Below are 26,495 nucleotides of genomic sequence, written 5' to 3'. Positions count from 1 at the left end.
GACTATGTCTATGCCTATTCTTAGACTAGTTCTCTTTCAATGAGAAGGGCAATCCCTTGACCTCCACCAATACAAGCGGTAATTAAAGCCGTCTGGCTCAGTGACCGTTGCAATTCATACACTGCTTTCGTAACAAGTATGGCACCTGTTGCGCCTAATGGATGACCATGAGCAATCGCTCCGCCATTCACATTCAACTTTTCAGGATTGAATGATAACTCCCTGTCACAAGCAATGACTTGTGCGGCGAATGCTTCATTCAATTCAATTAAATCAATATCTTCAAGTGTTTTTCCAGTTTTCTTTAATAGTTTTCTAACAGCAGGTACAGGACCTATTCCCATAATATTAGGGTCAACACCAGCGACAGTTGATTCTTTTATGACGGCTAATGGACGTAAACCGAGTGAATTCGCTTTTTCTCTTGACATGATAACAAGCGCCGAAGCCGCATCATTTAAGCCTGAACTGTTACCGGCTGTCACACTGCCAGCTTGCTTAAATGCAGGTTTAAGTTTAGCTAACCCCTCTATATTTGTTTGTGGTCTTGGGTGTTCATCCTCATTAAAAGTAATCGGCTCACCTTTTCTAGTAGGAATCTTTATCGGAACAATTTGTTCATTAAAACGGCCTTCTGCCATCGCCTTAGCCATTCTTGCTTGACTACGATTGGCATATTCATCTTGCTCTTGACGAGAAATATCATATTTTTCTACTAAATTTTCTGCTGTTATCCCCATAGGAGGATCTCCAACTTCATCAGGTGAAAGTCGTGATTTTCTAAATTGAGGGGGTCTTGGACTATACGGTTGATCAGCCCGATCCATCAAGTAAGGTGCCCTCGACATACTTTCTACTCCACCTGCAATATAGACATCTCCCTCACCGGCTTTAATCATTGCTGCAGCAAGTGCAACAGCATTCATACCTGATCCGCATTGGCGGTCTATTGTTAAGCCAGGTAGATTAAGAGAAAGACCTGATTGAAGACTTGATAATCTAGCAATATTTCCCCCACCACTTAGCACATTACCAAAAATCACATCATCAATCTCTCCCACATTCACTTGCGCCCGCTCTACTGCTGCCTTTATAACTTCGCCACCAAATACGTGAGCTGGAACGGAGGCAAGAGCACCTCCCTGCCTACCAATCGCTGTGCGTACAGCTGAAACGATTACTGCTTCTCTATTACCCATTTCACCCATCCCCTTCTCTTTACATCGCCGTTGTTCCACCATCTACCGCAATTGTTTCACCAGTAATGAAATCGGACGCACCACTGGCTAAAAATAGAGCCACCCCTTTTAAATCAGAGTCGGAACCAAATTTCCTAAGTGGTGTCCTCTGTAAGAAGCGATCGCTATTTCTTTCAATAAGAACCTTGGACATTTTTGTTGGGAAAAACCCAGGTGCAATCGCATTGACATGAATGCCTCTTGGTCCCCATTTCACAGCCAAATCTTTTGTAAAAGAAATAACACCACCCTTACTTGAGTTATATCCAATTGCGTCCATTAACTCTGGATTTGACCCCTTAAGTCCAGCAACAGAAGCTATATTAATGATTTTCCCTTGTTTTTCAACCAGCATTGCTTTACCAACAGCTTGTGACATTAGAAATGTGCCTACAACATTTACATTGACTACTTTTTGAAAGGCTTCTAGAGGCATTTCTTCTACTGGTGCCCCCCATGTTGCCCCACTATTATTGACAAGAATATCAATCTTTCCAAAACGCTGAATCGTTTCATCGACGACTGTTTGCACTTCTTCTGGATTAGTAATATCACATTTAAAAGTCAGTACTTCAACACCAAGTTCCTTTAAACGATCGGCCACTTCATCACAATTCTCTTTTTTCCTGGAACATAACACGATGTTTGCTCCAGCTTCTGCAAACCCTTCAGCAATTTGTTCACCTAATCCTCTTCCGCCCCCAGTGACAATAGCTGTTTTTCCAGATAGATCGAACAGTTCTTTTACATGCATTATTGGACCCCCTGTGCTACTTTTTTATATTTTTTTAACTCTTGTCTTGCAATCGCTCTTTTATGGACTTCATCTGGACCGTCTGCTAATCGTAATGTTCGAATATTCGCCCAACTTGCAGCAAGCGGTGTATCTTGACTTACTCCTTTTGCACCTAGTGCTTGAATGGCGTGATCAATAACTTGAAGTGCCACATTTGGTGCGACTACCTTAATCATGGCAATCTCTGTTTTGGCAGCTTTATTTCCAACAGTGTCCATCATATAAGCAGCTTTCAATGTAAGTAAACGAGATTGTTCTATATTCATTCTAGCTTCAGCAATCCATTCTTGAATAACACCTTGTTCTGCTAATGTTTTGCCAAAGGCAATGCGCTCTTGGACACGCTCACAAAGAATAGATAATGCTCTTTCCGCTGCCCCAATCGTTCTCATGCAATGATGAATGCGCCCTGGTCCTAATCTGCCTTGTGCAATTTCAAAGCCTCTCCCTTCACCTAGTAGCATATTACTAGCAGGGACTCTTACATTGTTATATTCAATTTCTGCATGACCATGAGGAGCATGATCGTAACCAAACACATTTAATGTGCGTTTGATTTTTACACCTGGTGTATCAAGTGGGACTAATATCATCGATTGTTGTTTATGTTTTTCGGCGTTTGGATCGTTTTTACCCATGACAATGGCAATTTTACATCTAGGATCACCTGCCCCTGATGACCACCACTTTGTTCCATTAATGACATACTCATCTCCATCACGAATAATGCTGGATTCGATATTGGTCGCATCAGATGAGGCCACATTCGGTTCGGTCATGGAAAAACAAGAGCGTATTTCACCGTTTAGTAATGGCTTTAGCCACTTTTCCTTATGTTCATCCGTTCCGTAGCGTACTAATACTTCCATATTACCTGTATCTGGTGCTGCACAGTTAAATACTTCAGGTCCTATAGATGACCTCCCCATTAACTCACATAATGGAGCGTATTCGATATTGCTTAAACCTGCACCATCTTCGCTATCCGGTAAAAATAAATTCCATAATCCTTCTGCTTTTGCTTTTGCTTTTAGTTCCTCCATAATGGTTGGATGGGTACTAAATCGATTTTCCTTACTTATTTGCTCCATATAGGTTTTCTCATTTAGGAAAACATATTGATCCATGAAATCACTAATTTTTGCTTGTAAACGCTTTACTTTTTCCGAATATTCAAAATTCATTACCCGCACCTCCTCTTATCCATTTGTTTTAACAAACGTGACATCACCTTTTAAAACTGCCTTCCCTGCTTGATTGACTGCTTTCACCTCAAATGCAATTTCCTGCTCCTCTTCAGCAGTCACTGTAGCAACCAGTGTAATCACATCATCAATAAAGACCATACCTGAAAAACGAATGCGATAATCCTTTATAAACCCTTCTTCATAATATGGTGTGAATAATTTGGCCAAATTACCCATTGTCCACATGCCATGAGCGATAATTCCAGGAAGTCCCGTTTTCTTTGCTTCCTCATCAACTGTATGAATGGGGTTAAAATCTCCAGATGCACCTGAATACTTTATTAAGTCCATTCTCGATACAGGCGCTAAGGTTTCTGACAATGTTTTTCCTTTTTCTAATGTCAAGATATTACTCATACACTCATCGCCTTTCTCACAGCTTCTGTAATGATGGTAATGGCTTCTTCTTTAAAAATGAGCTTCCCATCCTTATCTTCCCCATACTTCACTACGGAAAGAAAACCCATTAAACCATTGCTCCCTTTCTTTTCATAATAATCCTTTACTTCGGTCCAAACATAAACATCTTCTCCAACTAGGAGAGGTCTTTCATAATGAAACCTTTGCTCACCATGAATCAAACCTTTTTTAGGAAGCTGTAACTCTTCAATTGTGCCCGATTCAAACACACGTGGAAAAGTAGGTGGCGCAATATTTGTGCCATACTTACTTCTCTTTCCATATTCTTCGTCAATAAAAATGGGATGGGGGTCGCCAATCGATTGCGCGAACCGTTTGACTAACCCTCGTTCAACAGTATTCTTCACCTTATCTGATACTTTGCCGATCACATCCGTGTACATCCTGTGTATCAACTCCTATTTTAATTTTTTGGACCGCCCGCAACATAGATTACTTGACCGTTCACAAATGATGATTTCTCATCTGCAAAAAAAGCAACTGCATTTGCGATATCCGCAGGTTTTCCGCTTCTCGCAACCGGTATAGCCGCAATCGCTCCATTTACAAAGTCTGCAAAAGGTACCCCTACTCTTTCTGCTGTAGCCTTTGTCATCTCTGTTTCAATGAAACCAGGTGCAACACTATTTGCTGTGATACCATAACGTCCAAGTTCAATGGCTAATGTTTTTGTTAACCCTTGTAAACCAGCTTTTGCTGTTGCATAGTTAGCCTGACCTCTATTACCGAGAGCAGAAGTAGAAGAAATACTAATGATTCTGCCATAGTTTTGCTTGACCATATATTTTTGTGCGGCACGCGATGCATTAAACGAACCCTTCAGATGTACATCCATCACTAATTGCCAATCATCGTCCGTCATTTTAAACAGTAAATTATCGCGGATGATACCAGCGTTATTAACTAAAATATCAAGTGTACCAAACTGTTGCACAACTTCCTCCATTGCTGTTTCTACTTCGCCTGCTTCCACAACATTCGCTTTTTTCACGAAGATATGATAGCCCTTTTCCTTGAATTCTGCGGCTGTTTCTGCTAATGCCTCCTCATTGATATCAATAATAGCAATATTTGCCCCCTCTTGTGCGAAAAGCTCAGCGACGCCTTTACCAATTCCTCGGCTTCCACCAGTAATAAATGCAGTTTTCCCTGTGAATCTTGTCATTTTCATATGCCCCCTGTATCATTCCTTTATATTTGTTGTCCGATTTTCACATGTCCCTTCAGTAAGTTTCTTGAGATAATCATACGTTGGATTTCATCTGTGCCATCATATATTCTCCAAAGTCTTGCCTCGCGGTACCATCTCTCAATCGGAAGCTCTCTTGTATACCCCATGCCACCATGAATTTGTAATACGCGGTCCACGACTCTGTTCCCCATATTAGACCCATAAAGTTTTGCCATTGATGCATAGTGTCGATTATCTTCCCCTTGATCCAAAGTAAATGCAGCATTTAAAGCTAGCCACTTAGCTGCCTCAATTTCAACGGCTGAATCGGCAATTTGCCATTGAATTGCCTGTCTCTCAGCAATTGGTTTGCCAAAAGTTTCTCGTTCTTTTGCATAATCTAAGGCCATTTGCAATAGTCTCTCTGCTGCTCCAACTGCTCTTGCTCCTACTATCCAACGAGCAAATCCAATCCATTCAAGGCCAAGTTTATAACCACCATGCAATTCACCTAGTATATTCTTCTCTGGCACTCGTACATTATCAAATACAAGTCCAGCTGGTCCCCATTCACCCATCGTATGGATAAATTCTGATTTCCAGCCCATTTCACGGTCAGCGATAAAACAAGTGACACCATCTCTACCCTTTGTTTTCTTATGTAGCTCCTTATCCGTTATCGCGATGACCATTACGAAATCTGCTTCATTACCACCAGTAATGAAAGTTTTCTCACCATTTAGAACCCACTCATCTCCATCTTTCACTGCTGTCATGCGAATATTTTGCGTATCAGATCCTGCTCCAGGTTCAGTCATAGCGAAACAAGATTTTTTCTCACCATTTATCGTCGGAATTAAATAATTTTGTTTTTGTTCTTCATTAGCATAATAAAGAATGTTGTCAGCAGATCCACCAAAACTAAATGGCACAAACGTTTTAGCTACTTCAATACAAACAATGGCTTGCATCATTTGTCCCAAATCAGCTCCACCGTATTCCTCAGGTGTGTTAATTCCCCAAAAACCTGCTTCCTTTGCTTTTAACTGTAGTTTCTTCTGCACTTCTTTAGAAAGGCTTGGCTTTCCTTCTCGTTCATTCTTTAACACTTCATTTTCTAGCGGAATTAATTCTTTCTCCACAAACTTTCTAATGGTTTGTTGTACCATTTTTTGTTCTTCTGTTAACCGTAAATCCATTCTTTTCACCTCTATCTATTTATTTATACTAACTAGTTAGTATGTTAGAACTTCTTTACATACTAACCGGTTAGTTTTTTCACATTATTAATAACAACATGATCATTTTGTTTGACTCTTGCCTGTAGCGAAGCATAGAGTAGCCACCTATAAATGACATTATGAATCTATTCACTTTACAACCGGCTTAGAACAATGGTGTTAAATTTCATTGAACGTAATAGTTAGGAAACGCTTTCATTTTTTGATAAAAACGTTTGGCAGAGGTAACGGAACTAAAAACAAAGAAGTGTCTACAGCCAAACCACGCAGTAATTTTGCAAAGTTCTTAGTAGTTGAATGGAAATGTGTCATGGAGTAATAAAAACATCAAATATTATCTGACTAGTCAGTATGTTTTTAATATTCATTATAATATCAGAGATTTTTTCTCTTGCCAAGACTAAACCGATGATTTTTTGAATTTTTCTTGATTGCCATTAATGATAGAAGTAACAATATGAAGCGTATCCCATTCACCATTTGATAACGCGATCATTTGATAGTGCTTTGGAAAAAGTAATTGCTGAATCTCTAAAACACTTTTTCCTTCAAGATACAATTGCATGATTTCACCACTGAGATCCTCTAAATAATTCAATTTCGCTTGCAATTGTTCTTTACCATGAGGAAAATACCCTGAATGAGAACAAAACATTGCCTCAAAGTCATAAGTTAACAATTTTTTTATTGATTGCATTATTTCCGGAATGGATTCTGTATCCATCGCAATCTTTGTATGAGGCTGAACATATAAATCACCTGTAAACATTATCCCTTTATTGCGGCAAAATAGGGCCACATGGTCATCCGCATGACCAGGTGTCTCTATTACCTCCCAATCAAACTGTCTTGACGAAACTTTTTGCGATAATGGATAAGCAGGAAACGCTTTTCTTGCTCCCCATGTTTTTTGCCTATATAAGGGGTATGGCGCCTCTTCAGAACATATCTCTATCCCTAACCGATGACAAAAAATAGGAATTTGTTGCTTGGCAAACCACGAGGCATTGCCAGAATGATCTTCATGGCTATGTGTTAAAACGACCTGATCAACAAAATAGGATTGATAAAATTGAGTGAAGGCAGATGACATCGAATACGGCCCAGTATCAATCACCAAACCGTCGATAATAAAAGAAAATATTTTTCTTGAAATTTTACTATTCTTCAATAAATTCCCTTCGGCGCAAATCACACCTTCATGTTTATAAGATTTCAACATATCCGTAGTCCTTTCTTTTTTCTTTTTCGTCCCAAAATTTCAATATACTATATAAAGACATAATCGTTGGCACTTCTATTTTTGTTTCATGGGCAAGTTTAAGAACATACCCACACATCGATTCGTATTCCATTGCCTTACCATTTAACCGGTCTTGTAGCATAGATGTCTGATGATCTTTGGCATAGGCGGCTTTTTTAAAAATAGACTGAATCACTTTTTCTTTATCAAATGGATAACCTTGTCTTGCTGCCACAGAAACGGCTTCTGCTGCCACGTTTTTCGCCAAAGCACTTAATTCCACACTCTCTAATATTTCGCCAATTGTTGCTTTTGTTATAGCCGACAACGGATTAAAGGTAATATTCCAAAGAAGCTTTTTCCACTTATGGTTAAGAATTTCTTCTGTGAATTTTGCACTTATTCCTGCTCTTTGAAATAAATCAACCATTTTTCTCGCTTGATTGCTATCTTCTTTTTGTAATGCACCTATTAATAATTGATGTGCCCCCGATTCTTTCACACAGCCTGGTTCAGTTATACTTGCTTGCACATAAGTCGCACAAGAAAAAATTTTATTATTCGTTAGACTACGTGCCAATATTTCTTCATTATCCACTCCATTTTGCATCGTTACGATCATTGTCTCATCTTTAATAACACCCTTAAGGCTATCAGCTAACTTTTTCGTATCAGTAGACTTCACACAAAATAGAAGGATGTCTACTGAAGCTAACGCATGTATGTCATTAGTGAAAATCGTATGCTCATTATTTAAGTTAAGGATAGGATATTGCTCAGTAACTACTTTTATGCCCCTCTCTTGCAATCTAGTTAAATGCTTACCTCTGGCAAGAAAGGTCACTTCATGATGAGCATTTGCAAGTAATGCCCCAAACAAACTTCCAACTGCTCCTGCCCCAGCCACACCTATTTTCATACTTCTACCTCCCCATCATGACTTAAATGGTAATCAACCTTCTTAGATCCTTCCCATAACACAGTTTCCTTAGTAAGGAGTGAAACCGCTTTAGAAAAAATCGGTCCATCATAAACAAAGCTATGATATTCTCCTGCTTCTCCCATCGGACAGACTTCTTCTAACTTAATCTTCTGAAAAAACTCATCATCAATCTCTCTGCCTAGCCAACTATCAGATAAACAATCCGGACGGACTCTTATCACTTTAGCTCTATAACCACGCTGAATAAACGATTTTAGAAGTGCATCTACTTCTTCTTTTTTTCTCCATAATGGATAAATAGCCTGTAACCCGACTGTTGAAGCAAGCTTCTCTCCCCAATCTTTATGGGGCGTAAAATAAATGTCCCCAAATGCAATAGCCTCTAAATCATATTTTAACTTCAGTTGCTTTAATTCTTCTACAAATCTATCTGTATAATTATTTATGTCTGTATCAATAAAATGAATGGGTATACCTAATGATTCACTTTGTTTTACTAACAGATTTGTTTTTTCCCCATGACCGTATGTCCTTTTTTCAGATGGTTGTTTTGTTGTAATCAATACTTCAACACTTATTCCATTAGCCAATAAGTAGTCTAATGCCAAGCAAGCGTCCTTCCCCCCACTCCATGATAAAGCCGTTTTTCCCATATAATCCCCCTTATAATAAACTGAATATTCTTATAACACATCATACTCCTTTCACTCTTAGGTAGCAAATAAAACTGTTTGCAGAAAAGTTGTATTCAAGCATAGCCATTTGCTGTTATTCATCAGCAGACATCTCCTCACCTTTTTCTGTAAAATAACGTTGAAAAGAATAGCGAAAAATAACTACAACATAAAGGCAAGTGAATGCAAATAGGAGCAAACTCAATGTAATGATAATATTTTTTAATGGAATGAGATGAGTCATTAGTATAATGATACTTAAATAACCTACTTGTAACATACTTTGCAGCAATTGAAAGATACTTGTCACTCTGCCCATCATTTCTACAGGGATATTATTTTGGTAAAAAGTTAAGGCTCCAGCATTTAAGAAACTATTAAAAAAACCTAATAGTATAAAACTGCTCATCACAGCCGTAAATGACGTGGATAATGAGTAGATAACATATCCAATAGCCATCATGAACATTCCACAAGCAATCATTGATCGGATTGATAGTCTATTTGCCATCATGGTTAATACTAAAGCGCCACCAACCGATCCTATACCTGTAATACTCAAAAGAAAGCTATAATCAGTCTCAGAAAGGCCGACTACTGTTTGAATAAAAGCGACCTCTTGCGCATCCATAATATAGGAAATAATTACCAGAAATAAATAACCTAAGTAGACAAAGCTGACATATTTCTCTTTTTTTAAGAAGCTAAAAACAATGGTAAAATCTTCCTTTATTCTTTTAACTGTTAATCGAGGGATCTCCAACTTCTTATCCACATCAGGTAGAAAGCAAATAAAAAGGGCAGCGATGACAAAAAACAAACTAGTTAATAAAAGAGTCACCTCAACGGTTGTCAACAAGATAAATACACCAGCTATCGCTGGCCCAATAATAAAAGCACTAGATGATGTGACCGAACGGAATGTATTGAACTTTTTTCTTTTCTCAACAGGGACTATCATCGTTGAATAGGTTACTGACGCAGGGACAAAAAATGATTGGGCCACACTTAAAGCAATTAAAATAAGATACAAGTAGGTTATATTCGTTGCGAAGAACATGGTTACAATTAATAAAGCACGTAAAACATAAGTAATCATCACGATTTTCTTTTTACTACGATAATCTATAAAACTACCTGTCCACAACTTTGTCATCATGTTGATTATTGGTGAAATCACCCAAAGACCGGCGACAGCCGCTGCTGAACCATCTGTTATTTTGTACACCAATACATTAATGGCTGCTAAATATACAAAACTACCAATATGGGCACTAGAAAGTGAGATTAATAAAATGATTGGGTTTTTCCATTCTTTCAAATTATGTAATGATATCAATTGTCGCGCAAATCTCCTTTTAAACTAGAATTTAGGACCTTTGTTATTTACAAATGATACCATAAATATCCTCAACAAAATAAACAGGTTAATAATTATCTAAATTTTTTACACTTCTTTTTTGCCATATTAAATAATACTGTAAAAAACATATTGATGAAAAGAGGGAAAGGAATTGCTCAAAGATTCCATATCTGTTAGGTAGCAAAAGTGGACAGAACAATAATTGCCTGAGGTTGTGGGTGTGAACCGACAAAGGATTGGCGCTCTTAAAATATACACTCTTTAATTAGTGTATTAAGCGGTCGGAACTGAACTGCTTAAAAGAGATCACAGGAATTTTCATTATAAGGGGGGAAAATTATTCAATATCACATTCGTTAGTAAAGAGAAGATAGAAAACAATGGAAAAGGAGGTTGCCCAGTACAGTGTTCCATCTTTCTATTTTTTCACGTTTACACATCTCCTTCTGTAACCGTCTTGAATATACTTATCATACGCTTAAAAATACCTCAAAAAGGTTATGCTCTGTACGAAATATTGCATGTCCTACTAGCTTTCATTTAAGATAGTAGAGAATGTACATATATTGCAAAAAGAAAGGGTTTTCCAATTGAGTTCAACATTCTTTATTTTCTTACCAGCTCTAATCTTTTTTATTCTCTATATTGTGATGGTGTTTGTTCTTAATAAATACTCTAGTAGTAAAATAGCAACTATTGCCTTTACAATTATCGGCTTATTAATCTTCATTTACATTTTATTTTTCATTTTCACCTTTGTCCTTTAAAAAAATATTTCCATAATGCGAAGAAAGACAGGTGCAAATCACATTCGGTTTGCACCTGTTTCATTACAGAGATTCTTTACTAGCAACCATTTATCTAACAAGAATAATTTTCTTATTCTAAATTGTTCTTGTCATAAACACACTATTGGGATCTTCCTTATAGTGGTCAAATGGTTGGCAATATTGAAACCCTCTACTTTCGTACAATTTTCTAGCTGGTTCAAAAGATTCCATAGAACCTGTTTCTAAACTTAAACGCAAGTACCCCCGCTCCTTTGCTTCATGAAGCAAATGATCTAATAGTTTTCCTGCTACCCCTTTTCGTAAAGCGTTTTTGGCTGTTCTCATCGATTTGATCTCACCATGTTGGTTGTCTAGCTCTTTTAATGCAGCACAACCAACAAGTTGACCAGATTCCCAGCAGCTCCAAACGGTCACAGAAGGCTGTTTTAAACCATTTAAGTTCAATGCATGTGTACTTTCAGGAGGTGATTGACTACTCATATCCTCTAAATGTTCCATTATCAATTGTTGAATATCTGTACCTGATAAATCATCAATCTTCAATTCCATCATCTATTGTCCCCTTGAATTCTTTTTCTATTATTATATTGTTTTGAACGATTAGTTTTCAATATCTACTTTCCGAAAGATGATTTGATAGCTAAAAGCGAGTACGAGAATACTAGCAAGCATAAAGTAGACGCGTTCATACTGAATATATAATGGCAATTCCCCCTGAAGATTCATTAATAATCCACATATTGTCACTCCAATTCCTCCACCAATAAATTGAAGTAGTTGTAACAGACCCATACCTGCACTGTTCAATTCTGCTGATAATAGATAGGCTGTTTCATTGGCAACGCTGCTATTTAGCATAGAAAAACCGATACTTGCAAAAATGTAAGCACCCATAATAAAGTACGAATTGTAAGCTTGTAAAAAAGCAAATAGTAATGAGGCGAGCAGTAATGTTAATTGGCCAAGAGAAATAAAACGCTTGCTTCCATATAAATCAATCAACTTACCAATATAGGGTCCAGCAAGCATAGCGATGATGGCACCTGGAAATATCAATAGACCCATAGTAATCGGCTCTTTATGATGCAAATTCCCTAAAATAAGTGGCATCATAAATAAATTTGAAAAATGAAAAATAAAACCTGATAAACCAATGACTAATAATCGGATATAGTGTTTATTTAATAGTAATTGCGGAAATATAAATGGGTGATTCTGCTTCATCAAATAGAACATTGTAATGATTGCTAAACCTACAAATACTGCGCCGAATAAATAAGATGTTTGCGAGATAGTTAAAAGGGCGGCAATAGTTGTACAACTAGTAAGAAAGCAACCAAATATATCAAAGCTACCTTCCCTTCTTTCATTTTCCGGAGACAATTGCATTAATATAGGCAAAAAGACAAGAACCATTAGCGGTATTAGAAATAAGTAATTCCAGCCAAAAAATTGTGTTGCTACCCCACCTACTACTGGACCTAACCCAAAACCTAATGCTGCACCTGAACCAATCATGGCAATTGATTTTGCTCTTTCTGATATCGGCACATATCTACTAGCAATGATCATAGATAATCCTGGAACAGCCCCAGCACCCACCGCTTGTAAGATTCGTGAACATAAAAGGATAATAAAATTTTCAGCAAAAAATCCAACCAACGAAGAGCTTATAAATATACTAAGTCCAATAAGGAGCAATTTTTTTATAGAAATATAATCGGATAATCGACTAAATGTGAGTGTAAAAATGGCAAAAGCGATGGAGTATCCAGAAACCATCCACGAACCGATAATCGGGGTAATATGCAAGTTTGTTATTATATTGGGCAAGGCTATATTAAACATTGTTGTGTTCATAACGACAAACCAGCTACAAAAACAGAGTGCTAAAATTAACTTTTTATATTGTGGGTTCTCTTGCTTATGAGCGCTCGTTCGAGTGAAGGATGCAACGGCCATGTCTTTTCACCCCCTTTAATTATTTTCTGATTATTAATAATTATACAATAATTAAACTTTGATTCCTATTATTCCGCTTTTCGAAAGAAAACATAAACAATTTTTGCTGGGGTCTTGTTAGGAGTTTTTGAACCTAATTAACTCAGGCTAGCCTTGTTTGTGTGCACGGCTTTCATTTCTATCTTTCGTTCAGAGTAAAGTTCAAACATCATACGCTCGCCTTTTTCACCTTTTGTGCTTCTAAGTGAAGTACTTACCTTTTTTACCATACTCTTATCTGTTGCTTTCGCACAAGTATTTTCTTTTTATGAAAAATTGACTATAGACAAACACTTCTATTCGCCCGAAAACTCCTAATAATAGTGAATAATCGCTCGAAAAAAAATCATTCGAGACTAAGTGATGTCGTCTTCATAACAAACCTTTTGGTTACGTAAAAAGGACCCCCTTATCAATGAAGAGAGTCCAAAATTACTTAGGTTGTAAAAATAAACTTAGTTGTACTGCCCCCTTTAGACGACTCTACCTCTAGGCGTGCATCTATTCTTTCTTTTAACTCGGGGACGTGAGAAATAATGCCCACTAATCTACCGCTACTCTGTATTTCGATGAGTGATTCAACGGCTTGTTCTAATGATTCAGGATCAAGTGTACCGAAACCTTCATCTATAAACATGGTTTCCATCGAAACACCACCTGCATGTGATTGAACCACATCAGCAAGACCTAATGCAAGGGCAAGAGAAGCCTTGAAACTCTCCCCACCTGATAATGTTTTAACATGTCTTTCTTGTCCCGTATACTGGTCAAATACAAGTAGTTCTAATCCACTTTGTACATTTCCTTTGGAACGATCTGTTTTTCTCGTTAATTCATATCTTCCGTTCGTCATTTTATATAAACGTAAATTGGCTTGAATAAGGATATCATCTAAGAAAGCCGCTAAAACGAACCGCTCGAACGTCAATCTATACGTATTTTGTCCTTTCGAAATATCGGATAAATGACCAATGAGGCGATAACGTTCTTCTAAATCAGCAATTTCTTCATGAAGACTTTCTAAACGTGTATATGCCTTTTCATTATCTCTTTTCTTATACATAAGTTGATTGTATTGCTCATTTTCAAATTGAATCTTTTTAGCGAGTTCATTTATTTTCGATTCAATTTGCTCTAGATCTGGTTTCATTATATCTCTTAATTGTTTCGTCAACTCATTTAAGCGGTCATTAACAGAACGTAATTCTTCACGATACGAACGTATCTCTTGAGCGATTTGTTCCCTAAGTTCTTCTGAAATTTGCGCATTGGCATATTCACTATAACTTTTAAAGCCTTGCTTCTGCATTCGATTAACAAAGTCCGTTCTTTCCTGATGTAATTGTCCTTGTAAATGGTCATGTTGTTGGGTGAATGTTTCATAACGCGATTTCAAAATGGTTAATTGTTTGGCCACTTTTTCTTTCTGTTCTTCTGCCAACTTTAATTGGTCTTTTAATGTCTGCAATTTGTTCTGTTTATTTTGCAAAGCCATTTTGTATTGCGGTAAAGAACGTAAATCTTCTGGAATGGTCTTAATCAACCTTTGCAGCGAGGTATGATGCTTAATATATTCATTGTTTAGATCAACAACAGACTGCTTAAGCGTATCTGTTTTTTTTGCATACTGACTTTCCTCTTCTTCTAACAAAATGATTTTTTCTTGACATTGCTTCAACCTGGATTTTTCTTTTTCTAGTTGATTTTTCTGTTGTATTTTTTTTCTTTCGTTTTCTTCCACTTCTGCTAAAACTTCTTTTGCATTATCTAATGTTAGATGATGTAGATGCTCTGATTGTATTTCTGTTAATAGTTTCGCAATAGATTTTTCTATATGTTGTAATTTAGATTGTACTAGGTAGAAAGCTTGCTCTGCCGCTATTTTTTCCTTTTCAATGACTAATGCTTGATGTTTAGCTGCATTTAAATCCTCCTCAGTTGGAATGGTTTCATGACCATTAGCAATTGACGGATGATGAATTGAACCACAAACAAGACATGGTTCACCTTGTTGAAGCTCCTTTGCTAGAATACTTGCTTGTCCTTCTATCCACTTCTTCTCGAGTTCATGCTGAAGTGATTTACTATCATTCAAGCGAGCAATTGCGTTCTGTAGATATTTATCCTTTTCTTCATAAGATTGCTTTTCAAAAACTAATTCTTGTTCTAAGTGTATAAGTGATTGTAATTGTTTGATTTCATATTTGTATTGATGAAGTTGTTGTTCTATTGAAAGCATATGTTCTTGATTTTTCTCAAGCTCTTGCTTTTCTTCTTTTACTTTTTTTAATTCTTGCTGTAAATGATTAAGTTTTTGTTGGCTTTTATCAATCTCTTTCTTTTTACTAGTCATTGCATGATCTAATAATGAAACCTCTTTCTCTGTGTCAGCAAAGATGTGGATATCATCGTGTAAATTTTTTAATGACAACCATTCTGATTCTACTAATTCTCTTTCTTTCTCCCGAAGCAACTCCTTTTCTAATACTTTATTTGCATGTAATAGCCGTTCCTTTTGGATATTTTCTTCACTTTGGACTGATTGCATTTGCTCGGAAATATGATTAATTTCTTTTTTTAGAAGGTGGCAATTTTGTTCCTGTTCGAATAAGACAGCTGCTTTGTACGCTGAGGACAAATCTTTCTCTTTCTTCGCCATTATTTCCTCAGTATCTTTTAGCTGTTCATACCTTTCAGTTAATCGTTCCTTTAATGTGAATTGTTCAATAATCCGGTTCCCTTCTATTTTCTTTTGCTGAAATTCTAAACTTGTCTTTTCAAGCTCTTTTATCTTTTTTGACCAGTCAATTATTTTTTCTTCCATTTGTGCTAATTCTTCTGATAAAAGTTTTACAAACTGATAATGATTGATAGACTCAAGCTTATCCTCTTCTAGTACTCTCTGTAACTCCTGATTCATAACAGCATGAATTTGCTGCGCGATTCTCTGCTTTTGCTCGAATTTCACTTCCACATTTTTGCGCAGTTCAGCTGCTTCATCTTTTAATCTTTCTTCTATTCTTTTATATATCTCTGTATGAAATAGTTTTTGCAGGATGACTTCCTTTTCTTTACTATCTGAAGTGAGTAATTTACGGAACTCTCCTTGGGGAATCATCAGTATTTGCCTGAATTGGTTGCTATCAATAAGCATGATTTCTTTAATCTTTTCATCTACATCCCGAACATTCGCAGCTAATTGTTGCTGTGTACCATCATTAGAGATCGAATATAATTCGGCCTTCGCACCAACGGTTGTGAAGCCGTCCCCTCTTGTTTTTTTCTTCAATTGCTGAGGAGAGCGAACAATATAGAATCGTTTCTCTTTAATTGTGAATGTGAGCGATACTTCCGTTATTAACTCTTCTTCTGCAAACTGACTACGTAAGTCTGCACCCATTCGATCTTCCCCACTCGCCTTACCATAAATGGCAAATGTTATCCCGTCAAAAATAGTTGTTTTTCCCGCTCCTGTTTTTCCGGATATAACAAACATTGAACGACCACCTAATTGAGTAAAATCAATCTTTTCTTTACCGGCATATGGTCCAAACGCTTGCATTGTTAATAACAGTGGTTTCATCGGCCAACTCCCTCCCTTCTCATTTTTTCTATTACATCGACAATAATATTTTGCTTATCCTCAGTGAATTCAGCTGTGGTTACTTCTTGATAAAAATGCGAAAATAGTTCAAGTTCACTTTTTCTCTCATCAGTTAAAACATTTAATTTCGTCTTCTTTTTCATATCTTGCAAAGTACGCTTTCGTTCTAAATGAAGAATATTAGGGTATATTTGTCTTAATTTATTGATGGGGTCAATCAACGCACCTTCATCCAATAGGGTTACTTTTATATAATCATCCTTCTTCTGCTCGCTATAAAAACGCTCGTCTAATAACTCGTCTAAATAGCCCTCAATTTCCCTCATATCTCGGAGCGGTATTAAACTTTTTCTCTCTAATTGAAAAGTACCATTAGCATTCATCTCAACAATTGAAACCGATTTTTGTTGTTTTGCCTCTGAGAAAGAATACTTCATCAGAGATCCAGCATATTTAATTTTGTTATGAGATATCGCATCTGGACTATGTAAATGACCAAGAGCTGTATAATCAAATAAATCGAAGTTACGGGCACTTACACAGCCAGAACCACCTACAGATAATATTCGCTCTGAATCTGTCGTTTCTCCCCCAAGTACAAATGCATGACCGACGAGCACATTTGGCTCATTATGGTTCATCTTCTTTTCTATTTTTTCGATAATCGCTTTCATTGCCTCTTCATGTGAGATAATCCGATCATCATTGAAAGCATATTTTACTAGACCTGGTTCAGCAAAGGGAACAAGATGGAAATTCACTCCCTTAATATTGACACTGTCAACCGTGTCTTTCAGCTTTCCAGCTAAGTAAAAATCACTTTGTTGATACCATGAACTGCCAAATGATAATCGTTCTGCACTATCATGGTTTCCACCAATTGCCACAATGGGGACACCTAATTTTACATTGATTGTAAATAATACTTCATTTAATAATTCTACCGCAGCAACGGGCGGGACAGATCGGTCATAAAGGTCACCTGCTATAACTAAACAATCTGGTTGTTCTTCCTCAACAAGCTTAACTAATTGCTTTAGCATATATGATTGATCCTCAGTCATATAAACCCCATGAACAAGCTTTCCTAAATGCCAATCAGCTGTATGAATAAATTTCACTTATTTTCCCTCTCTTCTATGTATCTTTGTTTGCCTACTTTAACCTTTTATAAAAATGAGGCAAATCTGCCTTCATATTGCTTTTCTTCCACATTGTTACAAAATCTTCTAGTGTTATCTTATCTTCAATATTAATATATCTTTATAAAGTCGTACTTTCATAGCAAGCGAATGCTGCGCCCATTGGTAATACTTACACCCCATGTCTGCAATCCATCATACAGCATCGATTCGTAAGGTCTTATTGTTAATAATGAACTAAACCTTCCTTTTCCCATAATCGAACCATTTAACTCTGTAACCAATTTTCTCACCATATTATCACAAATAATCTACTATGATTACAAGCTATATCTTAATAACATTTTCTTAATGCAAAGATTAATATATTCCATTTCATTTTTCGAATATGTTTTAAAATAAAAACAAGTAAAGGAGTGAGCATAACAATATATTAGGGAAAATATGGGCTAGAACGGACAATAATCCAATGATTGGAAGGATAATCAGATTATCATATAAAAGGTGTACCGCTTGTTATGGAGTGAACGAGGATTATTATTGGTTCATCATAGTGATTGAATAATCATCTCGATGATTACTCCTACCGAGTGCAAAAAATGAACCGTGTGGGTCACAATTAACCAATTGCTATACATATGAAAGATTCCAAATGTATAGCAATTATGATATGATGGCAAATCCTTGCAAACATATTAATGATTGTGGGGAAGTACGAAGTCAGCAGGTAATACTTTAAAAATGTTTTGGAAAGATATTGAAGCATCATACCTTCCTATTACTTTTAATATGAATGATCTTGATGAGATGTTTCGTAAGTGGGCTCAGCATCATATTAAGTGAAAGGATCAACTATTATTTTTATATATAAAAACAGCCTAACAAATGTTAGACTGTTTATCATCGAATTATATTTTATTAACGTTAGCCGCTTGAGGTCCACGAGCACCTTCAACAACTTCGAAAGAAACTTCTTGACCTTCATCTAGTGATTTGAATCCTTCAGATTGGATTGCAGAATAATGTACGAATACATCATTTCCGTCTTCGCCTTCGATAAATCCAAAACCTTTTTCTGCGTTAAACCATTTTACTTTACCGTTTTTCATAACAAAAAATCCTCCTTATGGTTGAAAAAACAACCATATAAAAATTCACCTTTAATCATTGTACTTACAAAGACCTATCCAATCAAAGGAAAAGCTTTCTTTATATACCACTAATGAGTAACGGTTAAGTTAAATTTAGCATCTATCCCCATCACTGTCAACAAATTACGCTTTTAATCTTTTAGCTTCTCAGGCAAGCTTTGAATCGATTGAACAACCACATCTAACTTCGCCTCAATGCGGTAAAGTAAATACAATGTCACAATGATAGGAAAGCCGACTTCACTGATCATTTTAACAAGCTCACTCACATTCGTTCCCTCCTAAATTTGCGTAATAAGAATATAGAAGATAAATAAAAAGATGAACCTCTTTCCTTGCAAAAGATAGAGGTTCACCTAAAATTACAACTTGGTTACAATAACCTTATATTACACTATCTCATAATCAGTAACGGTTCTTTCTACAAGTCTTGCACCTTTAACATTTGTAAGCTTTCCTTTTGTTGATTGAACCGCTTCTGAAGCAATCATTTCTTCCATTACAGTAATGACTTCAGCGATGTCAATAGGTTCTTTAGGATCATCAACTGAAATGGTCGAAACACTTCCATCTGCCGTTCCAAAAGTTAACTCTAATTTTTTCGTCATTCTTTACTCTCTCCCTTCAAATAGTATTATTGTAAAATATCATGGTTGTCATTTCTTTGGATAGAAACGAGTGGTGATTGTGCTAAAGATCCATATGCCTCGGCAAATCGATATAATTGATCAGCCGTAGTTTCTGATATCACATGGCTAAAAGTTTTCACCTTATACTCCGCTTCTCCCTTTTCATTTACACCTGTTTCAAAACTTAAACGAAGCTTTGAATCAACTAAAATTGTTTGTGCCATATTCTCTCCCCCCTTTCACTTCTTATATAAAAGTTAATATGCAAAAGAGACAGGTTATCATCAGATAAATTAAAATTGAGCTACTTACAAGGTGCTTTCATTTATTAGAACTTAGAGGTTGTTCCACCCCTATTACATACAACAGATCACCTAAAAATAAGGATTTGTTTATACTATTTCTAGTATTTCTCAAAAAATAATACCTTTCTGCTTCTAAACTTAGTGCAAGCGAACAAGCAATCTTATGCGGTTTTCATACTATATTTAATAGCCGGAATAAGGAGGTGGTGACATGAACCTTGTGCAATTTTTGAACCAAAATTATTTTGTATTAATACCGGCGCTTTGGCTCATTGGACATGCACTCAAACAGACCCCTATTATCCCTGATTGGACAATCATTTGGATTTTGTTTATTTGTTCTATCGGTATTGGGAGCATCGGATATGGTTTTTCATTAGAGGCGATTGTTAACGGTATTATTGCAGCAGGGATCGCTGTTTTTGGTCATCAGGTTTTGAAACAAACAAAGGAAGGGATAGTGATAAATAAAAAAACAGATAACGAGGGCTGATATTTGAGGAGGTATGGTGTTCGTGAGAGTAAAGGCTACCGGCATGTTTGGTAGCTTTTATCTTTTTTCTAATTGGACATAAAAAAGACCACAAGTTTAAATGGCTTGTGGCCAAAGTAGATCAAAAGATCTAATAGGGAGGAGATCTTACACAATTATAGTATGTCCACATCTTTATTTTGTTTGGACAAACATCCCCGGCGTATTCATTATTTTATATAAAAATTGGTTCTCTATATGCATTTCTAGTGACACCAGTAGAAATGGCTGCTTCACTAACTGCTTTTGCCACATTATGTGCTACATTGATATCAAATGGATCTGGGATAATATAGTCTCTAGTAAGTTTTTCTTCGTTAATCATGCCTGCTATTGCATAAGCAGCCGCAATCTTCATTTCCTCATTAATCACTTTGGCTCCTACATCTAATGCACCTCTAAAAATTCCTGGAAAAGCTAATACATTGTTCACTTGATTAGGAAAGTCAGACCGGCCGGTACCAATGATGGCTGCTCCAGCATCTTTGGCTTCCTTTGGCATAATTTCTGGACTAGGATTAGCCATCGCAAAAATTATCGCATCACGATTCATTGTTTGTACCATTTCTTTAGATAATACACCTGCTGCAGAGACTCCAATAAACACGTCCGCCCCATTCATTGCCTCTTTTAACGTACCCGATAGAGACTTACTGTTTGTTATTTTGGCTACCTCTTCTTTAATCGCGTTCATCCCTTCCTCTCTTCCGCTATAAATCATTCCTTTTGTATCACAAAGAATCATTTCGCCAACATTTAATTTTCTTAATAATTTAATAATTGAAATCCCCGCTGCACCTGCACCATTAACGACTACTTTTATTTCATCAAGCTTTTTCCCCACAACCTTCAAGCTGTTGATTAAACCAGCTACTGTTACAATTGCCGTACCGTGTTGATCGTCATGGAAGACAGGAATTCCGCATTCTTCAACTAATCTTTGTTCAATTTCAAAACATCTAGGTGCAGAAATATCTTCAAGGTTCACCCCTCCAAATGAGGGCTCTAATAATTTCACCGTACGGACAATCTCATCTACATCATTGGTCTGAAGACAGATCGGCACTGCATCGACATTGGCAAACTCTTTAAAAAGAATCGCCTTTCCCTCCATTACAGGTAAAGATGCCTGAGCACCTATGTTTCCAAGGCCTAAAACGGCACTACCGTCTGAAACGACTGCGACCATATTGCCTTTACTCGTATATTCATAGGCTGACTCTTCATGCTCAGCAATCTTTAAGCAAGGTTCAGCTACACCTGGAGAATACGCCAAACTTAAATCTTCTTTCGTTTTTACTGGCACCTTTGTGGTAATACTAAGTTTTCCCTTATGCAAACGATGAAGCGCTAGTGCTTTCTCCTTTAATTCCATCATATAATCCTCGCTTATTTTTTATTTGAAAATTCAGATAATAAAGACATCAACTTTTGTCATGAAATCACCTGATAAGTATTTACTTAAAAAATTGAGAGAAGCAACCTTGTATACCTCTTCATTTACAAAGCGCTTCCCAATATAGTTTAATATTTTTCTAACAACTCAATGATGACTTTAAAAGTTGAAGTTGTGTCCATATAAGCATATCTGCCTTTTCCGTTATAAAAATTACCTCTTTGAATAACTGGATAGCCCATTTCTTCTAAAAGTGTAATCTTTTCATCCATATCTTTTACTACAAAGGATATATGGTGAACACCTTCTCCATATGATTCTAAATGTGTCTTCCATGTGCTTGGCGCTTTTCCAGGCTCAATTAACTCAATTTCTAATAATGGTGTTCGAATGAACATATAGCGACTATCCGCATCCGTTGCTTCACCGTTATAAACAACTTTTGTTATGTCACTATGACCTGATTGAATCACTGCTGGTTTTTTCACACCTAGTAATTGGCAAAACTTATCTGCTGCTCTATCTAAATCTTTTACCACAATGGCAAGTTGTTCCACAACATTTGTACCTAAAAGTGGCTTTTCTTCTCCCGCTTTGTATGTAGTATCCCTAGGTTCTGCACTTTCTAATAATTCAATCAAAGTTTTCGTTTCATTCGTTGTATCAACATAAATGTACCTTCCATCACTTGATGTAAACTCACCTGATTGAAGAAGCGGATAACCATTTTTTTCTAGGTTCGGCAAATGATTTTGAATCTTATCAACATCAACGGCAATATGATGGATTCCTTCTCCTGTTTCATTGAGAAATTCGCGCATTGTTCCCGGCTCCATATTAGGTTCTATGAGTTCAAATTGAACAGTCGGTGTATTTAGGAATGCTAGTTTACTTTGTGAAGCGGTCGACTTTCCTTTATATATTACTTTAGAGACTTCCTCATCACCTGTTAAGAACCAGCCAGGATTAGGTATACCTAACAGTTTTGAAAAATCAGCCGAGGCTTTTTCAATATCATTGACAACAAATGCTAATTGATTGACCTCTGTACTACCAAGAAGTGGCTGTATTTTCGTATTCGATGCCATAATCATTTATCTCCTTTCTTAACTAAGACCTCTGATGGCTAGGCCGCCATCACTCGAAATGACTTCACCAGTAATGGCGCGTGATTTACTCGAAGCTAATAATAAATATGGACCAACATGATCATCAGCATTCATTGCGATTCGTAATGGATTTCTCGTTTTTATGCTTTTCGCTTTCGTATCATTGTCGATTTCTTTCACAAATGGTTTTAAAGGTGGGATGACATTAAGTGCTGTTAATGTCCCACCAGGGGCAACTGCATTCACTCTTACGTCTGGGGCAACCTCAAAAGCTAATTGTCTCATTAAACCAATTTGCGCATGTTTACTAGCGGTGTACCATACTCCACCACCATCAGGGTAAAATCCTGCACCTGAAACGGTGAAAATGATATTACCTTTTGTCTTTTGCAATTCGTGAAGGGAAGCTTTCGCACCGTTGAAATATCCTTTAACATTAATGTTCATTAATAAATCATAAGCATCATTCATTGCTTCAGCAGTCACATTTTCGAATTTTGCAAATCCATCGAATACCCCTGCATTAGCAATAAAGACATCTAGTCCCCCAAATTTTTCAACCGCTTGATATACCGCTTTTTCGTGGTCTTCAAAAATAGTGACATCTCCTTCTATACAAATCACCTGCTCACCATATTGTGCCTTGATAGCAGCTAATCCGTCTTTTGAGCGATCAAGAATCGTCACATTTGCTCCTTCATTCAGAAATGAATCCACCACAGCTCTCCCAATACCTGATGCCCCACCAGTTACATAAAGCGAGCGACCACTAAACTCTGCCATCCTAGTTGTCCTCCTCTCTTCCTTGTGAATAAATTAAATAAAGATTGCTAGATTTCGAGTATTAATTGTTGTTTGATCCACGATAAATACCCGTTTCGATAGCTTCCATTTGCCGTTCTCGAACTTGAATTCATCACGACGCTCTCCTGAAATAATATCGTGATGGATATCTGTACTTCTACTTCTATAAAGAAGTAAATAACTATTCACTGACGCAAATTCTTCCTCTTTATAATCTTCCAGTTTTACATTACTGACAAAACGTCGAGTTCGAGAAGGTGGAATTTCCGCCCAAGCATAATCTGTTTTTAAACGATCCACTCTGAGTTTTAGCAAGTCAATATCATCATCAAAACAAAACATATCTGTCGTATAATCAGGTCGCTCTGTTCCTTCCTTATTTATACGGACTGGCATCTGATACTTCAAATCTTGATGCATCAAACTGAACCAGCCATCAAAATCGATATCATCCAATAATTGTGCTTCTTTATATAGCCATTGTTCAAATTCATAATTTGCAAGCATTTTTTCCATACTCATTTCATCTATCTCCTTCCTTCAAGAAAATTTAGCTATTCATTAGCTCCAACCAGTATTTATAAAAATTTCTTTGGTTCGCTTCAGAGAATTTATCATCATAAGCAACTCCAGGACCGATAAAGTCTACTGGTTTTCTATGCAGTCCCATTGTGTAGTTATAAGTTAAATTTTTCATTACTGGCATAGGGCCTTTTGCTGCGGCAGTAATGTCAGTAAATACTTCCGTATCGTCTTGTTCAAAAATGCCTGATGGGCTGAATGTAAGGACAAAGGATTCACGTGAACGTCTCTTCCAATCTTCAGGTGCATTTTTTTCTACTAAAAACCAAGCAATCACTTCCATTTTGTCGTGATCGATTGGTCGCCATAACCTAACAGTGGTATTGGAAATCAATTGCCCTTTTACTTTCGTATGAGAAATTAAGAAAGATAGATGTGGAAAGATGTTCCCGATCATATTCTTCAAGTTACTTAATACTTCAAACTGTTCTGACGATAAATTCGATTTATATTCTTCTATTAATTCTTCTGGAAAAGCAAAATCAGGATTTGGTGTACCAAGATTTAGTCCATGGCCATTTTCACTATGAATTTGATAACCCATTTTGGAATACGTTGCAGAGGGTACCATTCCTAATTTAGCAATTGAACCATGTGTCACCATTGTATGATAGGAGTCACCAACAAAATTATCAGCACCAATCTTCCAATTCGAATGAATCACGAAACGTTGCGGAGCACCGAGAACTTCCATTTCAGCTCGACCTACTAATATATCAAGATACCATTTAAAATCTCCTAAAAAATCATCTAATGATTCTGCCTCATCATTCCAAGTACCAAATAACAATCCTTTATAGGATTCAATTCGTACTTCTGTTAAACCCATAGTAGATTTATCTAGCTCTTCACCATAGATGTTTTTTTGTAGTGGAACACCAATTAAATCACCATTGTTTTTAAAGTTAAATCCATGATATGGACAAACAAAAGCAGATTTATTCCCTTTGTCTGCACGACACAACTTCATACCACGATGCGTACACATATTGTAAAATGCCTTGATGCTGCTATCTGCATTTCTAGATACAATAATTGAATATCCGGCTAAATCTCTCAGCATATAATCATTTTTATTAGGTATTTCTGATTCATGACCAATAAATATCCATGTTTTCATAAAGACTTTTTTATGTTCAAGATCATAAACTTTGGGATCAGCCAACACGTAGGCAGGTATTTCTCCTACTTCCGGTTTGACCGTATCATTCAAATGTTCCAATAATTCCGATTTTGTCATATCCTCTATGTCTTTTGCCGTTTTAATCATAATAATCCCCCTTCTTACCAATTGATTCATCGATGTCACAAAGATTATTGTACTAATTCTTACCCCACTTTGATAGATTGATCCTTATGTTTCAATGTTGAGAGAACACTTAAAGCTGCTAAGTAACTTGTCTTTGGGTTGTTTGGCATCGGATCATTTTCAACCACTAGTTTCACTTTTCCAAACGCCCCTTTAGCTGTAATCTCATGACTATTTTTCGTTGCTTTTGGATCAGCAATAATCTTCACTTTTGTCTCTTTTGAACCAAGTCCAGCTAATGATAGAATAATTGATACGTTAATATTCTTAGGAAACTGTTTAATCGCTTCATAGGCATTACCTTCAAATAAGACTGTTTTATTCTCGAGAGTAACACCGTTTAAGGCATGCGGTGGCTTCGTTGTTGTTAACGATACTTCTTGTAAAGCACCAATAGCCTTAGCAGCTTTTAATATATCCAAGCCTCCTACTGCACCTGAAGGTAAATGAATCGTTGTCCCTTGTTCTTTACAAATCGTTTCTAATTGGAGAAAATAGTCGTTATCAGAAAATGCGCCAACACTGCTCACAACAAGATCTTTACCATGTGTGAGAACCGATGTGGCATGGGCTCGAACAACGTCTACAGTAGCTGCTTCAACTATCACATCTATATCTGAAGCAATCAGTTCATCGATTGATTGGTAGCTTCGCAAATCATACTCTTCAGCCAGCTCATTTGCTTTCTCTTGATTTCTTGTATACAATCCAACGAATTGTGCGCCATCTACCAATTTATCGCTATTGATAGATTGTAGCAAAAATTTTCCGATATTTCCTCCACCTATTAATCCCAGCTTCATT

The 26,495-nt window shown here is 36.7% G+C and carries 27 protein-coding genes; 1 reads left to right on the top strand and 26 read right to left on the bottom strand.

The window, feature by feature from the left end; all coding sequences use genetic code 11:
• Positions 1 to 20: 20 nt before the first annotated feature.
• From MKX78_RS11195 to MKX78_RS11100, 20 genes are all read right to left on the bottom strand, one after another.
• The gene (locus tag MKX78_RS11195) at positions 21 to 1,199 is read right to left on the bottom strand and encodes a thiolase family protein (RefSeq protein ID WP_341050932.1); all 1,179 of its coding nucleotides are present in this window, start codon (positions 1,197 to 1,199) and stop codon (positions 21 to 23) included.
• Between the two features lie 19 nt (positions 1,200 to 1,218).
• Complete coding sequence (locus MKX78_RS11190; protein WP_307314214.1) at positions 1,219 to 1,992, bottom strand: SDR family oxidoreductase; 774 nt, start codon at positions 1,990 to 1,992, stop codon at positions 1,219 to 1,221.
• Complete coding sequence (locus tag MKX78_RS11185) at positions 1,992 to 3,218, bottom strand: acyl-CoA dehydrogenase (RefSeq protein ID WP_341050928.1); 1,227 nt, start codon at positions 3,216 to 3,218, stop codon at positions 1,992 to 1,994. The genes MKX78_RS11190 and MKX78_RS11185 overlap by 1 nt, the downstream gene beginning before the upstream one ends.
• A gap of 15 nt (positions 3,219 to 3,233) precedes the next feature.
• Positions 3,234 to 3,638 carry a MaoC/PaaZ C-terminal domain-containing protein gene (locus tag MKX78_RS11180; protein WP_307314219.1) on the bottom strand — a complete coding sequence of 135 codons (405 nt, stop codon included), beginning with the start codon at positions 3,636 to 3,638 and terminating at the stop codon, positions 3,234 to 3,236.
• The gene (locus tag MKX78_RS11175; protein WP_095373434.1) at positions 3,635 to 4,084 is read right to left on the bottom strand and encodes a MaoC family dehydratase N-terminal domain-containing protein; all 450 of its coding nucleotides are present in this window, start codon (positions 4,082 to 4,084) and stop codon (positions 3,635 to 3,637) included. Before MKX78_RS11175 ends, MKX78_RS11180 begins: the two co-directional genes overlap by 4 nt.
• A 20-nt stretch (positions 4,085 to 4,104) precedes the next feature.
• Positions 4,105 to 4,866: a 3-oxoacyl-ACP reductase FabG gene (gene fabG / locus MKX78_RS11170; RefSeq protein WP_095373435.1), complete on the bottom strand. Its 762-nt coding sequence runs from the start codon at positions 4,864 to 4,866 to the stop codon at positions 4,105 to 4,107.
• 26 nt (positions 4,867 to 4,892) lie between these two features.
• The gene (locus tag MKX78_RS11165; protein WP_095373436.1) at positions 4,893 to 6,071 is read right to left on the bottom strand and encodes an acyl-CoA dehydrogenase family protein; all 1,179 of its coding nucleotides are present in this window, start codon (positions 6,069 to 6,071) and stop codon (positions 4,893 to 4,895) included.
• Positions 6,072 to 6,513: 442 nt separating this feature from the next.
• The gene (locus MKX78_RS11160) at positions 6,514 to 7,335 is read right to left on the bottom strand and encodes an MBL fold metallo-hydrolase (RefSeq protein ID WP_445662662.1); all 822 of its coding nucleotides are present in this window, start codon (positions 7,333 to 7,335) and stop codon (positions 6,514 to 6,516) included.
• Positions 7,319 to 8,275: a ketopantoate reductase family protein gene (locus MKX78_RS11155; protein WP_307314226.1), complete on the bottom strand. Its 957-nt coding sequence runs from the start codon at positions 8,273 to 8,275 to the stop codon at positions 7,319 to 7,321. The genes MKX78_RS11160 and MKX78_RS11155 overlap by 17 nt, the downstream gene beginning before the upstream one ends.
• Entirely contained in the window at positions 8,272 to 8,952 is a 681-nt protein-coding gene (locus tag MKX78_RS11150) for a Dph6-related ATP pyrophosphatase (RefSeq protein ID WP_307314228.1), read from the bottom strand. Before MKX78_RS11150 ends, MKX78_RS11155 begins: the two co-directional genes overlap by 4 nt.
• Positions 8,953 to 9,067: 115 nt before the next feature.
• Complete coding sequence (locus MKX78_RS11145; RefSeq protein WP_341050922.1) at positions 9,068 to 10,312, bottom strand: MFS transporter; 1,245 nt, start codon at positions 10,310 to 10,312, stop codon at positions 9,068 to 9,070.
• Positions 10,313 to 11,220: 908 nt separating this feature from the next.
• Positions 11,221 to 11,676 (bottom strand): GNAT family N-acetyltransferase, encoded by a 456-nt coding sequence (locus tag MKX78_RS11140; protein WP_095373699.1) that lies wholly within the window; start codon positions 11,674 to 11,676, stop codon positions 11,221 to 11,223.
• A 51-nt stretch (positions 11,677 to 11,727) separates the two neighbouring features.
• A complete protein-coding gene (locus MKX78_RS11135) occupies positions 11,728 to 13,089 on the bottom strand; it encodes an MFS transporter (protein WP_095373440.1) in 1,362 nt (453 codons plus the stop codon).
• 475 nt (positions 13,090 to 13,564) lie between these two features.
• Entirely contained in the window at positions 13,565 to 16,711 is a 3,147-nt protein-coding gene (locus tag MKX78_RS11130; RefSeq protein ID WP_322909264.1) for an SMC family ATPase, read from the bottom strand.
• Positions 16,708 to 17,853, bottom strand: a complete 1,146-nt coding sequence (locus MKX78_RS11125) for an exonuclease SbcCD subunit D (RefSeq protein ID WP_095373441.1) — start codon at positions 17,851 to 17,853, stop codon at positions 16,708 to 16,710. The genes MKX78_RS11130 and MKX78_RS11125 overlap by 4 nt, the downstream gene beginning before the upstream one ends.
• Positions 17,854 to 18,011: 158 nt before the next feature.
• Complete coding sequence (locus MKX78_RS11120) at positions 18,012 to 18,158, bottom strand: hypothetical protein (protein WP_180316972.1); 147 nt, start codon at positions 18,156 to 18,158, stop codon at positions 18,012 to 18,014.
• A gap of 624 nt (positions 18,159 to 18,782) precedes the next feature.
• Positions 18,783 to 18,983 carry a cold-shock protein gene (locus MKX78_RS11115; protein ID WP_095373442.1) on the bottom strand — a complete coding sequence of 67 codons (201 nt, stop codon included), beginning with the start codon at positions 18,981 to 18,983 and terminating at the stop codon, positions 18,783 to 18,785.
• Positions 18,984 to 19,156: 173 nt separating this feature from the next.
• Entirely contained in the window at positions 19,157 to 19,276 is a 120-nt protein-coding gene (locus MKX78_RS11110; RefSeq protein WP_263624176.1) for a YvrJ family protein, read from the bottom strand.
• Between the two features lie 138 nt (positions 19,277 to 19,414).
• On the bottom strand, positions 19,415 to 19,633 hold the full coding sequence (locus tag MKX78_RS11105; RefSeq protein ID WP_095373444.1) for a DUF2922 domain-containing protein: 219 nt from the start codon (positions 19,631 to 19,633) through the stop codon (positions 19,415 to 19,417).
• Positions 19,634 to 19,659: 26 nt separating this feature from the next.
• Entirely contained in the window at positions 19,660 to 19,878 is a 219-nt protein-coding gene (locus tag MKX78_RS11100; protein ID WP_095373445.1) for a DUF1659 domain-containing protein, read from the bottom strand.
• Positions 19,879 to 20,170: 292 nt separating this feature from the next.
• Between MKX78_RS11100 and MKX78_RS11095 the strand changes: the two genes are divergently transcribed.
• Complete coding sequence (locus MKX78_RS11095) at positions 20,171 to 20,452, top strand: phage holin family protein (protein WP_095373446.1); 282 nt, start codon at positions 20,171 to 20,173, stop codon at positions 20,450 to 20,452.
• Between the two features lie 214 nt (positions 20,453 to 20,666).
• On the opposite strand, the gene MKX78_RS11090 is transcribed toward MKX78_RS11095, so the two are convergent.
• From MKX78_RS11090 to MKX78_RS11065, 6 genes are all read right to left on the bottom strand, one after another.
• Positions 20,667 to 21,869, bottom strand: coding sequence for an NAD(P)-dependent malic enzyme (locus tag MKX78_RS11090; RefSeq protein WP_307314243.1), 1,203 nt, complete (start codon positions 21,867 to 21,869; stop codon positions 20,667 to 20,669).
• A gap of 146 nt (positions 21,870 to 22,015) precedes the next feature.
• On the bottom strand, positions 22,016 to 22,975 hold the full coding sequence (locus tag MKX78_RS11085; protein WP_095373448.1) for a VOC family protein: 960 nt from the start codon (positions 22,973 to 22,975) through the stop codon (positions 22,016 to 22,018).
• An 18-nt stretch (positions 22,976 to 22,993) separates the two neighbouring features.
• Positions 22,994 to 23,779: an SDR family NAD(P)-dependent oxidoreductase gene (locus tag MKX78_RS11080; RefSeq protein ID WP_095373449.1), complete on the bottom strand. Its 786-nt coding sequence runs from the start codon at positions 23,777 to 23,779 to the stop codon at positions 22,994 to 22,996.
• A gap of 33 nt (positions 23,780 to 23,812) precedes the next feature.
• A complete protein-coding gene (locus MKX78_RS11075; protein ID WP_095373450.1) occupies positions 23,813 to 24,322 on the bottom strand; it encodes an aromatic-ring-hydroxylating dioxygenase subunit beta in 510 nt (169 codons plus the stop codon).
• 28 nt (positions 24,323 to 24,350) lie between these two features.
• Positions 24,351 to 25,652 (bottom strand): aromatic ring-hydroxylating dioxygenase subunit alpha, encoded by a 1,302-nt coding sequence (locus tag MKX78_RS11070; protein ID WP_095373451.1) that lies wholly within the window; start codon positions 25,650 to 25,652, stop codon positions 24,351 to 24,353.
• Positions 25,653 to 25,711: 59 nt separating this feature from the next.
• Complete coding sequence (locus MKX78_RS11065; RefSeq protein WP_095373452.1) at positions 25,712 to 26,494, bottom strand: aspartate dehydrogenase; 783 nt, start codon at positions 26,492 to 26,494, stop codon at positions 25,712 to 25,714.
• Position 26,495: the final 1 nt, after the last annotated feature.

This window comes from Cytobacillus sp. FSL R5-0569 (assembly GCF_038007265.1).
GTDB lineage: Bacteria > Bacillota > Bacilli > Bacillales > Cytobacillaceae > Cytobacillus > Cytobacillus kochii.
Note: the sequence above shows the minus strand (reverse complement) of the source record. Positions and strands in the feature narration are given on the sequence as shown.